At 38.2% G+C, this 12,330-nt stretch carries 9 protein-coding genes; 6 read left to right on the plus strand and 3 right to left on the minus strand.

What is annotated here, in order from left to right; genetic code table 11:
• Positions 1-34: 34 nt before the first annotated feature.
• The 3 genes from KO02_RS04935 to KO02_RS04945 form a co-directional block, all read right to left on the minus strand.
• Positions 35-1,375 (minus strand): OmpA family protein, encoded by a 1,341-nt coding sequence (locus tag KO02_RS04935; RefSeq protein ID WP_038696344.1) that lies wholly within the window; start codon positions 1,373-1,375, stop codon positions 35-37.
• Between the two features lie 202 nt (positions 1,376-1,577).
• Entirely contained in the window at positions 1,578-2,453 is an 876-nt protein-coding gene (locus tag KO02_RS04940) for a universal stress protein (RefSeq protein ID WP_038696346.1), read from the minus strand.
• A 5-nt stretch (positions 2,454-2,458) separates the two neighbouring features.
• On the minus strand, positions 2,459-3,301 hold the full coding sequence (locus KO02_RS04945; RefSeq protein ID WP_038696348.1) for a universal stress protein: 843 nt from the start codon (positions 3,299-3,301) through the stop codon (positions 2,459-2,461).
• Between the two features lie 380 nt (positions 3,302-3,681).
• On the opposite strand from KO02_RS04945, the gene alaS reads away from it, so the two are divergent.
• The 6 genes from alaS (at position 3,682) to KO02_RS04975 (ending at position 12,330) form a co-directional block, all read left to right on the plus strand.
• Complete coding sequence (alaS, locus tag KO02_RS04950; RefSeq protein WP_038696350.1) at positions 3,682-6,297, plus strand: alanine--tRNA ligase; 2,616 nt, start codon at positions 3,682-3,684, stop codon at positions 6,295-6,297.
• A gap of 10 nt (positions 6,298-6,307) precedes the next feature.
• Positions 6,308-7,408, plus strand: a complete 1,101-nt coding sequence (locus tag KO02_RS04955; RefSeq protein WP_235212351.1) for a TlpA family protein disulfide reductase — start codon at positions 6,308-6,310, stop codon at positions 7,406-7,408.
• Positions 7,409-7,509: 101 nt separating this feature from the next.
• Positions 7,510-8,202: a response regulator transcription factor gene (locus KO02_RS04960; protein ID WP_038696352.1), complete on the plus strand. Its 693-nt coding sequence runs from the start codon at positions 7,510-7,512 to the stop codon at positions 8,200-8,202.
• 254 nt (positions 8,203-8,456) lie between these two features.
• Positions 8,457-9,794, plus strand: a complete 1,338-nt coding sequence (locus tag KO02_RS04965) for a dihydroorotase (protein WP_038696354.1) — start codon at positions 8,457-8,459, stop codon at positions 9,792-9,794.
• Positions 9,795-9,812: 18 nt separating this feature from the next.
• The gene (locus KO02_RS04970; protein WP_038696356.1) at positions 9,813-10,865 is read left to right on the plus strand and encodes an LD-carboxypeptidase; all 1,053 of its coding nucleotides are present in this window, start codon (positions 9,813-9,815) and stop codon (positions 10,863-10,865) included.
• Between the two features lie 64 nt (positions 10,866-10,929).
• The gene (locus KO02_RS04975) at positions 10,930-12,330 is read left to right on the plus strand and encodes a M14 family zinc carboxypeptidase (RefSeq protein WP_235212352.1); all 1,401 of its coding nucleotides are present in this window, start codon (positions 10,930-10,932) and stop codon (positions 12,328-12,330) included.

Below are 12,330 nucleotides of genomic sequence, written 5' to 3' on the forward strand. Positions count from 1 at the left end.
GAGTAGCCCTTTAATTATGCATTAACTTATGCTACTAATATAATGTAAATTCAACACGACGGTTTTGTTGACGACCTTCTGCAGTTTTATTGGATGCAATAGGTTGGTTTGGCCCGTAGCCAGTTGCTTCGATACGTGAAGGATTAGCACCTTTAGATACCAAGTAAGCTTTTACTGATTCAGCACGCTCTTTAGATAATCTTAAGTTCAATTGTAAAGAACCTGTATTATCGGTATGACCAGCTAATTTTAAACTGAAATCTTTCTCTACTAATAAAGCAGCTACTCTATTCAATGAATTGTAAGAAGTAGGGCGAATAACTGATTTACCAGTTTCGAACTCTAAATTTTTAATCGCTTCATCGACAGTTTTTCTATCTGCTTCGGTGATGACTACTTTTTCTACAACCTTAGTTTCGTTTTTCAATAATATAGGACAACCAGCACCATCTACTTGAACACCTGAAGGTGTACCTGGGCATTTGTCAAACTTGTTAGCTACACCATCACCATCATCATCTTGTAGGTCAGTGTTTAATGACGCTACTTTCGACTCTAATGCTTGGTTGGCAGCTACTAAGGCATCACGTTGTGCTTTCAAGTCATCATATTTTGTATTATAATCATTGACTAAAGTGGCAACCGGATTCGAATTATTCAAAGTAGGTAGTGAAGAGTTTCCTAATGCAATCTCTAAACCAGCGTGTGCATACGAGAATAAGTCGTTTTTGTAAGTCGGTACAGGACCTACAGCTGGATCAGATCCATCAAAGCGTTGATTAGCCCAGTTTAACTGATATCCCAGGTCAAGATTAATACCTTTCGCAATTGCGAATTTTAGACCAAAGTCAGCAGGTACATATAATTTTGATTGCGAATCAAATGTATTGCTCGTTGAACCAGTCATTACTGTTGCCTCAGAGTTCAATACTCCTAAACCTAATGAAACATAAGGTTTAATGAAACTGTTGAAGAATCTCCAATTGGTGTTAGCCATTGTCCATTCTCCAGATAAAGCTACTGACCATGGTGTCTTAGTCTCAAAAGATTGTGAGCCATCTTTATAGGCTCCACCAACTTTACCACCTAAATACGATGCTTTAAATCCAAAAGAAGGAGAGATTTGTTTCTTAATATAAGCGGAGTATCCTATATTATGATCCAAATCGTTATAATCTTTACGGTTGAAACCAAATATATTTGTTTGGTTGAGAACTCCAGCACCGATACCAATCGACCAGGTTCTGTATTCGGTAGATGGTCCTAGTGGAGTAGTTCCTTCAATTGAACCAATTTTTGCATTTTGCGCAAATGAAGCAGATGTCAATAATCCAGCCGCCACTAATAAACCAGTTTTCTTAAGGTTAATCTTCATGTTATTTAATTTTGTCTTTAAATTGTAAATCGTATTCTCTGTCCAGTTAAAGACAATTATGTTGCCAATATTGTTTCGTTATCTTGTGTTATTATGTAATTTATCGTCTGTGTAGTTAATAAGTGACATGCGATTTGATTACAAAAGGTCAAAATAGGGCACTATGTATACTATAATTTACATACTTACGTTAAAATGTCGCTTATTTAGGAATTTGGGTATTTGCATCAGTTCTGCCAAAAAAATTGGGAATAACGATGCCCATTGCCATCTCTTTAATGATGTTTTCCGAAAAGAGGTTTCTGAAAAATGCTTTACGGCTTTTGGTGATTAAAATAATGTCGATATTTTCATCGCGTATCATCGTCTGAATACCACTCGCAATGCGCTCAGCAGAATTTGCAAAGTAAGTTCTACTTTTTACAGTATATGAAACATCATCGATTCCTGTTTCGGTAATGATTTTGTCAATCCATTGGCTTAGATTCTTATCCAAGACTTTCATGTCAACCTCCAGTTTGTTGATATGGATAAGTAGCAAATGGAAGTTTTTCCCGAAAACAGGAATTGCTTGTTTTAATACTTCTATCTCACCAGGCTTGAAGTTTGTCAATAAAGCGACAGTATCTTTTCTATAAACAGTAGCATTGGAAGGAATCGCTAATATTGGTGTTTGACATTCCCGGATCACATCATAAGTATTGCTTCCAATCAATACAGATTCAAGTCCGGAAGCCCCCTTCGTGCCCATCACAACAACCTTGTAGCTATTTTTTGCAGTTTCTTTACTAATCACCTCCGAGAGTATACCTTCGTCAAATAGTTGGCTTATTGTTAAATCTGGAGATTTCGCCTTTACTTCTTCAACAAGTTCATTTAATTTATCTTGCGACTCTTGCACAGTTGGATCAATGATTTTTTCGCCATGCACCACGAAATTTGCATATTTATTGATATGCTTTGTGAAAACATGCAGGAAGACCAATTCATCTTGATTTTCAAGTGCAATTTTGGTTGCATATTGAGCAGCTATGGTAGAGTTTTTGGAAAAGTCGATTGGCACTAATATTTTACCCATAATAATTAAGCTTTAGAAAAAAATGTAGGAATGATAGGATGATGAATGATTTGTTTTGAGACCGATTTTTTAAATAGTCTTTCGAAGAATGAACGACGTGTTTTAGTGATTAGCACGACATCAATTTCCTCTTCTCTGATTATGTTATTGATTACTTCCGGTATCGTGTCAAGTTCTTCCACGTCAGTTTTGATGGATCCCACTTCAATGTCTACCTCTGTGATTTCGGTGTGTTTCTTAATTTGATACTTCCAGATTTCTAGTTTTTCTTCGATATCAGCTTCCGATTCGGCATGATAATGTACGTGTATAATTTCTACCTCTACATTTGTACCGAAAATCTTGATGTATTCGTTTAGTGTATCCAGCTCTTCATATTTGAAATTAGAAAGTAAGCCTATTTTTTGGATACTCTTCGTACGGTAATTAAAGGGAATAGCGATGACGGGGATATTACTTTTTTGACTCACCGCATAAGTCGTACTTCCCATGATAGCACTAGTATCATCAGTTTTTCCTTTTGTCCCCATGATGATGGCTAAATAGGTTTCATTTTTGGTTTCCTTCAATAATGATTCCGTAATGATACCCCGTTCGCACTTTGAACTAAATGTTAGCGTGGGGTAATCAGCTTTAAGTTTATCGATTAAACTAGACATCAAAACATCCGCTTTGAAATATTCTTCAGGGATTTGTTCGTTACCATCGTCAAAACTGCTGGATGAAACCGTATAATTATGATACAAATGAATCGAAAAACCTCTTTTTCTTGCCAAATCAATTGCAAATTGAATTGCGGTGTTGGCATTTTCTGAAAAATCAATCGGGACTAAAATTTTACTGCTCATAGTGTTAGATCATTAGTTGTATGGTGTTTCACACCTACCTCAACGCGGTGTAAAACAGTTATTATTGTCTTTTGAATTTACTTAACACATACTAGACCTGTCAAGTTTTTTATGCTGTAAAGGTAAATTTCCCCTTACCCTAAACATATGCTTAAATTAATGAAATAAAGTGATTTGTAATACATTATTTAATGCCGTATCTCACTAAATCTTATTTTTTTATTTTGTAATGGATTGAATTATTCATAAAAATAGTCAAAATTTATTTCAATTCATGACAATTTGAGTACATTATTATTGACTAAAACACATGTGCCTAATTGCATAACGAGGCAAATTTAAGTAAGTTTGCAACATCATAATTAGACAATTAGATTTCAATGACAAGTAAAGAAATTCGTCAGGCTTTTTTGGATTTTTTCAAAAGTAAAGGACACCAAATCGTACCATCTGCGCCAGTTGTGGTGAAAAATGATCCCACATTGATGTTTACAAACGCGGGAATGAATCAATTTAAAGATTTATTTTTGGGCGAAGCCGCCATTAAATTTCCACGAGTTGCCGACACACAACGTTGTTTACGTGTGTCCGGAAAGCATAACGATTTGGAAGAGGTAGGTATTGATACCTATCACCACACCTTATTCGAAATGTTAGGAAATTGGAGTTTTGGTGATTATTTCAAAAAAGAGGCTATTCAATGGGCTTGGGAGTTATTTACCGAAGTATATAAATTAGACAAAGATCGTCTTTACGTGACGATTTTTGAAGGCGATGATTCAGAAGGATTGGCGCGTGATACCGAAGCTTTTGATTTGTGGAAAGCCTTGATTCCTGAAGACCGTATTTTATTGGGAAATAAAAAAGATAACTTCTGGGAAATGGGAGAGACTGGCCCATGTGGTCCATGTTCTGAAATCCATTACGATATGCGTCCGGTAGAAGAACGCGAAGAAGTGTCTGGTCAATCGTTGGTTAATGAAGATCATCCACAGGTAATAGAGGTTTGGAACTTAGTTTTCATGCAGTTCAATCGCCTTAAAAACGGATCATTGCAACCGTTACCAGCAAAACATGTCGATACAGGGATGGGTTTCGAGCGTTTGGTACGCTCCATTCAAGGCAAGACTTCAAATTACGATACCGATGTTTTCCAACCTACGATTCAATTTATCTCCAAGAAAGCGGGTATCGCTTATGGGCTAGATGAGAAAACCGATATCGCCATGCGTGTTGTTGCCGATCATATTCGCGCCATTAGTTTCGCCATTGCCGATGGTCAATTGCCATCGAATAATAAAGCAGGCTATGTTATCCGTCGCATCTTGCGTCGTGCAGTACGTTATGCTTATACATTCTTGAACTTCAAGACTCCATTTATCAACGAGTTGGTGCCTTTATTGGCAGACCAATTTGACGGTGTCTTTAATGAGTTGAAAGCACAAGAGAGCTTCGTTCAAAAAGTAATTTTAGAAGAAGAGGTTTCTTTCTTGAGAACTTTAGTGACAGGAGTACAACGTTTTGAGAATTATGCAGAAGCGAATACCACCATCGATGGCGATTTTGCCTTCGAATTGTATGATACTTACGGATTCCCGATTGATTTAACCGAATTGCTTGCTCGTGAAAAGGGACTGAGCGTCGATATGGATGGTTTTACCAAAGCATTACAGATTCAAAAAGAGCGTTCCCGTGCAGCGACGGCAATTGATACTGGAGATTGGATTTTAGTAAATGAAGATGAAGGTTTTGAATTTGTAGGGTATGATACCTTAACTGCAAAAACAGAAATTATAAAATACCGTAAGGTTTCAGCAAAAGGGAAAGATCAGTATCAATTGGTCCTATCCGTGACGCCTTTTTATGCAGAAGGTGGAGGACAGGTAGGGGATACAGGTGTCTTGATATCTGAAGTTTCAGGAGAGAAAATATACGTTACAGATACAAAAAAAGAGAACGGGCTATTTGTTCACTTTATTGATAAATTGCCCCAAAGTTTCGATGGTTTATTTGTTGCTCAAGTGGATCAAGCTAAACGCTTGGATACCGAGAATAATCACTCTGCGACACACTTATTACATGCAGCATTAAAACAGGTATTAGGTGAACACGTCAATCAAAAAGGCTCCTTAGTAAATGCTGATATCCTGCGTTTCGACATCTCACACTTCTCAAAAGTAACAGATGAAGAGATCAAACAAGTAGAGGATATCGTGAATGCGAAGATTCGTGAAAATATTGTATTGAAAGAAGAACGTAATATCCCATACCAACAAGCATTGGATTCAGGAGTAACGGCTTTGTTTGGAGAAAAATATGGCGATTATGTACGCGTTATTACATTCGAAGATAAGTTCTCCAAGGAATTATGCGGTGGTACACATGTAAAAGCTACTGGACAGATCGGATTCTTTAAAATCATATCCGAATCAGCAGTTGCCGCTGGAGTACGTCGTATCGAAGCCATCAGTGGGACAAAATCTGCTGCAGTAATCCGTGAACATTTTGAATTGGTCGATCAGATCAAAGCTTTATTGAATAATCCGAAAGACTTTGTTTCCGCAATGGGCAAAATCGTAGAAGAAAATAGTGCTTTGAAAAAAGAAATCGAAAAAACAATCACTGAAAAATCCTTAGCGTTAAAATCGGATTTAGAAAATAAATTACAACAAGTTGGAGAAGTTAACTTCCTTGCTACAATCGTTGATCTACCAAATGCAGAAGCTGTCAAAACGTTAGCCTATGCCTTGAAGGGTGCCGTGAATAACTTGTTCTTGGTTATTGGAGCTGAATTTGATGGTAAACCGAGTCTGACAGTTGTTATTTCTGATGAATTAGCCAAATCTAAAGGTTGGAATGCTGGAAATATCATTCGCGATTTAGCAAAAGATATCCAAGGTGGTGGTGGCGGACAGCCATTTTTTGCAACAGCAGGTGGTAAAAATAGCGCAGGTTTAGTTACTGCAATAGAAAGAGCAATAGAATTTGTAAAATAATAAAGAGAAGATGATGAAACAGGCGTTGCTGATGGTAGGATTTTTATTTTTAGTTCTTATCGGATGTAAAAATAAAGATGAGTTTTCGATTTCTGGTCAAATTGAAAATACGGGAAATGTGAAAGTTATATCCCTATTTGAGGGAGAACGAAAATTGGACTCCATGTTTTTTGGAGACAATAATGCGTTTCAATTTAAAAGACCCACTAGTCAAGCACGCTTATTATCGCTTCGTGTTGGAAAAAATCGCTATGACCTGATTGCTTCACCAGGAGAAGAAATTGTGTTCAAAGCGGATCTTCAAAAAGATGTTAATGATTATCAGATCGAAGGCTCTGAATTATCATCAACAATTCAGGGTTTTTCAAAAATGAGAAATCGCCGCGATGCTGTTCGCGATTCTTTACAAGCAGATTTTGGAAAGAGAAGTATAGCAGCAGATGCAGATGATATTGAAAATTTGAGAAGCGAGTACAAGCAGAAATTCATGGAGCAATTGCAGTCGTATACAAAAGCAGCAGTAGCATTTGCTAATCAGCATGATGATATTGCAGGTTTTTATGCCATCAGCACATTAGATCCAGAGATTGCAGAGTCCGAAATCATTGCCTACGCCAATCAGATTAAAGATAAGTTTTTAGATAATCATTATGTTACGCAGTTTAAGCAAGAAACAGATAAATTGAGAACCTTGGCTATAGGCCAACCAGCACCCGGTTTCGAATCTTTTACGCCCAATAACAAGCCTGTATCATTAGCAGATTTTAAAGGGAAGTATGTATTGGTCGATTTTTGGGCATCATGGTGCGTACCTTGTCGTCAAGAAAATCCTAATATAGTCAAGTTATATAATGCTTATAAAGGAAAGGGTTTTGATGTTTTCGGTGTTTCATTGGATGATAATCCAGGACCATGGATGCGTGCCATTGCAGACGACGGATTAAGCTGGACCAATGCATCCGACCTGAAAGCATGGGGATCACCCGTAGTTGGGTTGTATCGTATTACCGGAATACCAGCTTCTTATGTGTTGAATCCCGAAGGTCTAATCATTGCTAAAAATCTGAGAGGCAATGAATTAGAAGATTTTTTAAAAGAAACTTTAAGATAGCGCAAATTAAATATTAACTTACTGAATGTTACTTAACAATTTAATAACACTGCGTTAATGTTTTGTTGTCATTTTGTTCATAATTTAGCAAAAAAAAGAACATGAGCATTGCAAAGCAAAAAATATTAGTAGTTGATGATGAGCAGGATATTTTGGATTTAATTGCTTTTAATTTAAAGCGTGAAGGATATCAAGTATCTACTGCATCCAACGGTCACGAAGCTATCAATGTGGCAAAAGATATAAATCCAGATTTAATTATTTTGGATGTGATGATGCCTAAGATGGATGGTATTGAAGCTTGCCGACTCATGCGCGCAATGCCTGAGTTTAAAAATACATTTATGGTGTTTTTGACGGCAAGAAGTGAGGAGTATTCTGAAATCGCTGGTTTTCATGTTGGAGCAGATGATTATATAGCCAAACCGATCAAACCTCGTGCTTTGATGAGCCGCATCAATGCGATTCTAAGAAGAAATGTTTCGGAAGAAGCAGCAAGAGCACAGGATAGATTAGAAATCATGGATTTGGTCATTGATCGTGATTCATTTTTAGTTTATCGTGGTGAGCAGAAAATTGTTCTCGCAAAAAAAGAGTTTGAATTGATGTATCTACTCGCTTCAAAACCGAACAAAGTTTTTACGAGAGAACAGATATTGAAAAGTATCTGGGAAGACTCTGTCGTAGTAACCAATAGAACGATCGATGTGCATATCCGTAAACTAAGAGAAAAAATAGGTGAAGATTATGTTACCACTGTAAAAGGGGTAGGATATAAATTTGATGTAGCCTAAGGCTGACGTCCATATTAGAAAACAAAAAAGCAGTAATGATTCATTACTGCTTTTTTGTTTGAGCTTATTTTTGCTAAAATCCACGTTGTACTACCCCGACTACTACTTTTCGTATCTCCATGTTAACCTAGTAGTCATATCATAAATGCAGTCCCATAATAAAAGAAAGCCATTCGCTATTGAATTGTGGATTTAGTAGACTGTAAAATATTGAAATGCTTATATTTGTTAATATATCAATATTACAATCAGCAATGTCAACAATACTTATCAAATCTGCACAAATCGTTAATGAGGGTAAAATAACCACTGCGGATGTCTATATCAGCAATGGTCGTATCGAGATGATCGCAGCAGAAATCAATCATCCTGCCGATCAAGAGATCAATGCCGAAGGATTACACTTACTACCAGGATTGATCGACGATCAGGTGCATTTTCGCGAACCAGGGCTCACTTATAAAGCCGATATCTGGCATGAAAGTCGTGCTGCAGTAGCAGGGGGGACCACTTCATTTATGGAAATGCCCAATACCGTTCCCAATACCCTAACACAATCATTATTACAAGATAAATACGATATTGCATCCCAAAATGCTTTGGCCAATTATTCTTTCTTTATGGGAGCGGCCAATGATAATCTGGATGAAGTTCTAAAAACCAATCCACGCGATGTTTGTGGTGTAAAGGTATTCATGGGTTCTTCGACAGGAAATATGTTGGTCGATAACGAGCGTGCTCTGGAACAGATATTTGCCAACTCTCCGACATTAGTAGCTACACATTGTGAAGACGAAGCAACGATCCAAGCGAATTTAGCGGCCTATAAAGAAAAATTTGGAGAAGAGAATCTGACGATTGACATGCACCCGTTGATTCGCTCGGCAGAAGCTTGTTATCTATCATCTTCAAAAGCAGTTGAATTAGCGAAAAAAAATAACACACGTTTACATATCCTACATATTTCTACAGCGAAAGAAATTGCTTTATTCCGTAACGACATACCCTTGGCAGAAAAAATGATAACCGCAGAAGCATGTATTCACCATATGTGGTTCTCCGATGTCGATTATGCCACAAAAGGTAATTTTATCAAATGGAACCCAGCAGTTAAAACAGCGCATGATCGGGATGAGATCGTGAAAGCAGTGATGGATGGCCATATTGATGTGATCGCTACCGATCATGCTCCCCACACCATTGCAGAGAAAACACAAACCTACAGTTCAGCTCCATCAGGAGGACCGTTGGTGCAGCATGCTTTACAAGCTTTATTGGACATGTATCAAGCAGGTAAGATGACCTTAGAGCAAATTGTTCAAAAAACAGCACACAATACCGCTATCTGTTTCCAGATAGAAGAACGTGGATTTATACGCGAAGGCTATTGGGCAGATCTTGTTTTGGTCGATTTGAATAAACCCTATACCGTATCAAAATCAAACATCCTATCTAAATGTGGTTGGTCTCCATTTGAAGATCATACCTTCAAGTCATCCATCGAACATACCATCGTATCCGGAAGATTGGCCTATTCCAAGGGAAGTTTAATAGAGTACGGTGCAGGTCAACGTTTACTGTTTAATAGATAGTATATCCCATCACAACCTATGGATAAGCGAACATTTTTAAAATCCTTGGGCTTTGTAGCGTCAAGTATTCCAACGTTAACATTTGCCCAAGAAGATTTCTTTGACACCATTGGCCATCAAACGAAACTACTCGCACAAGTCTTGCGTAAAGGAGATACAATCGGATTAATAGCTCCTGCGGGAGTTATTGATACCGAAGAATCGATCGTGCTGACAAAGGAAATATTCGAGACCTTTGGATTTAAAGTCAAAGAAGGAAAATATATCCGCAGTAGATATGGTAACCTCGCCGGTAAGGACGAAGAACGCCTAGCCGATATCCATAGCATGTTTTCAGATCAAGAAGTCAAGGCTATTGTCTGTATACGAGGTGGTGCCGGTGCTTCCCGCTTACTGCCCCATATCGATTATCCATTAATCGCCGCCAATCCAAAAGTACTGCTCGGTTACAGTGACATTACCGCACTGATCATGGCCCTATTTAAGAAAACCGGATTGGTATCCTTTCACGGAGCAGTAGGAATTAGTACCTGGACCAATGCCGTAGCCCAAAGTTTCGAAAACCAGTTTTTCCTGAATAAAACAACAACATTTACCAACCCGACTGATAAGGGAGATAATTTCATCCAATATAAAGAGCGGATCACCACCCTAACTTCAGGACAGGCAGAAGGAATCTTATTAGGAGGTAACCTGACCTTAATATCTGGACTATGCGGATCAGCCTATTTACCTGATTTTAAAAATGCCATCCTCTTTCTCGAAGAAGTCGATGAAAATATCGAACGCGTAGACCGTATGTTCTGTCAATTGAAGCTATCCGGAATCTTAGACCAGATCAAAGGATTCGTGTTTGGAAAATGTACAGATTGCAGTCCAACAGCAGGCTATGGATCCCTGACCTTCGAACAAGTGTTGAACGATTACATCAGGCCATTAGGTATACCCGCCTATTCAGGAGCGATGATAGGACATATTGCCAATCAATTTATCTTACCCGTAGGTGCACAGGTAAGAATAGATGCCGATCAAGGTACGATCACGTTGTTAGAGAAAGTGTTATCCGATTAACGTGATGAAAATTATCATCTCTTTGATCTTTATTTTTTTCTGGAGTAAAATTTCAGCACAAACCATGAATTTGAATAAACAAGAATTCGAGGATGCATATGTTCGTTATAAAGAACATGCATTACAGTCGCGAAGATTTAAACATCAGGCTGTTGTCGATCTAATCAATAAGCATCAAGACCGTCAAGTCTTACACGTTACCCCAATAGGGAAGTCCGTACAGCAGCGCGCTATTTACGAGCTGACCTACGGACAAGGGAAAAAGAAAGTCATGCTCTGGTCCCAAATGCATGGCGATGAGCCTACCGCAACGATGGCACTTTTTGATCTGTTCAATTTCTTGGAAGGAAAAGATGATTCATTCGAACCCATCAGAACCATACTCCAGTCACAACTAGAAATTCACTTTATCCCCATGCTCAATCCCGATGGAGCAGAAGTATATACCAGAAGAAATGCTCAGCATATCGATTTGAATCGCGATGCTCGTGATACCGCAACACCAGAAGGTAAGGTACTGAGAAGTCGAGCAGAACTTATCAAGCCCCATTTTGGATTCAATCTGCACGATCAAAATATTTATTATAATGTTCCAGAAACTAAAACGCCAGTTACCATTTCCCTATTAGCACCAGCCTATAATTGGGAACGGGAAGTCAATGAAGTGCGTGGCAATGCCATGAAAATTATAGCAGGTATGAATCATACCTTACAAGAGTACATCCCCGGTGCAGTAGCCAAGTATGACGATGAACATGCACCACGAGCTTTTGGTGATAATTTTCAGAAGTGGGGAGCCAGTACGATATTGATAGAATCTGGAGCCTTTGCTGGTGATACTGAAAAACAAGAAATCAGAAAGTTGAATTTTATAGTCATCCTAAGTGCGCTACTACAAATAGCAGAGGATAGTTATCAGCAATATTCCATCGCGGAGTATCAACAGATTCCTGTCAATGCCTCACAATTACACGATGTAGTCTTACGTCGCGTGGCAACAGTTTCACATGGATTACCGCTTCAAGTAGATATTGCCATTCGCCGTGATGAAATTACCATTGGGGAAGATTATTATGCAAAAGGTTATATTGAGGATATAGGAGATCTGCATGATTTTTTTGGTTACGAAGATCTGGATCTAACCGGATTTGAACTGGTCGAAGGCAAAATATATGAAACGCTATTTCACGATATCAGCGATCTAGAAAAATTGGATATCAAAGATTTGCTCAAACAGGGATATGCAGCTGTGAAAATAACACATTCTCCAGCGGAACCTTTACACCATTACCCAATCAATGTTTTATCAAAAGGGCAGATGCAGAGCTTGAGGACGTTAAACCTTGGAAAGGAAGCTAATTTTTTCTTGAAAAAAGATGAAGAGATACGATATGCCGTGATCAACGGTTATTTGATTGATTTGGACAAGAAGCTGCCGGATCATATGAAGCAAGTGGTACGCTGA

Source organism: Sphingobacterium sp. ML3W, from assembly GCF_000747525.1.
Taxonomy (GTDB): domain Bacteria; phylum Bacteroidota; class Bacteroidia; order Sphingobacteriales; family Sphingobacteriaceae; genus Sphingobacterium.

Coding starts and splice junctions, on each gene's coding strand:
- KO02_RS04935 (WP_038696344.1), bottom strand. CDS start 1,375: ATGAAGATTAACCTTAAGAAAACTGGTTTATTAGTGGCGGCTGGATTA.
- KO02_RS04940 (WP_038696346.1), bottom strand. CDS start 2,453: ATGGGTAAAATATTAGTGCCAATCGACTTTTCCAAAAACTCTACCATA.
- KO02_RS04945 (WP_038696348.1), bottom strand. CDS start 3,301: ATGAGCAGTAAAATTTTAGTCCCGATTGATTTTTCAGAAAATGCCAAC.
- alaS (WP_038696350.1), top strand. CDS start 3,682: ATGACAAGTAAAGAAATTCGTCAGGCTTTTTTGGATTTTTTCAAAAGT.
- KO02_RS04955 (WP_235212351.1), top strand. CDS start 6,308: ATGATGAAACAGGCGTTGCTGATGGTAGGATTTTTATTTTTAGTTCTT.
- KO02_RS04960 (WP_038696352.1), top strand. CDS start 7,510: ATGAGCATTGCAAAGCAAAAAATATTAGTAGTTGATGATGAGCAGGAT.
- KO02_RS04965 (WP_038696354.1), top strand. CDS start 8,457: ATGTCAACAATACTTATCAAATCTGCACAAATCGTTAATGAGGGTAAA.
- KO02_RS04970 (WP_038696356.1), top strand. CDS start 9,813: ATGGATAAGCGAACATTTTTAAAATCCTTGGGCTTTGTAGCGTCAAGT.
- KO02_RS04975 (WP_235212352.1), top strand. CDS start 10,930: ATGAATTTGAATAAACAAGAATTCGAGGATGCATATGTTCGTTATAAA.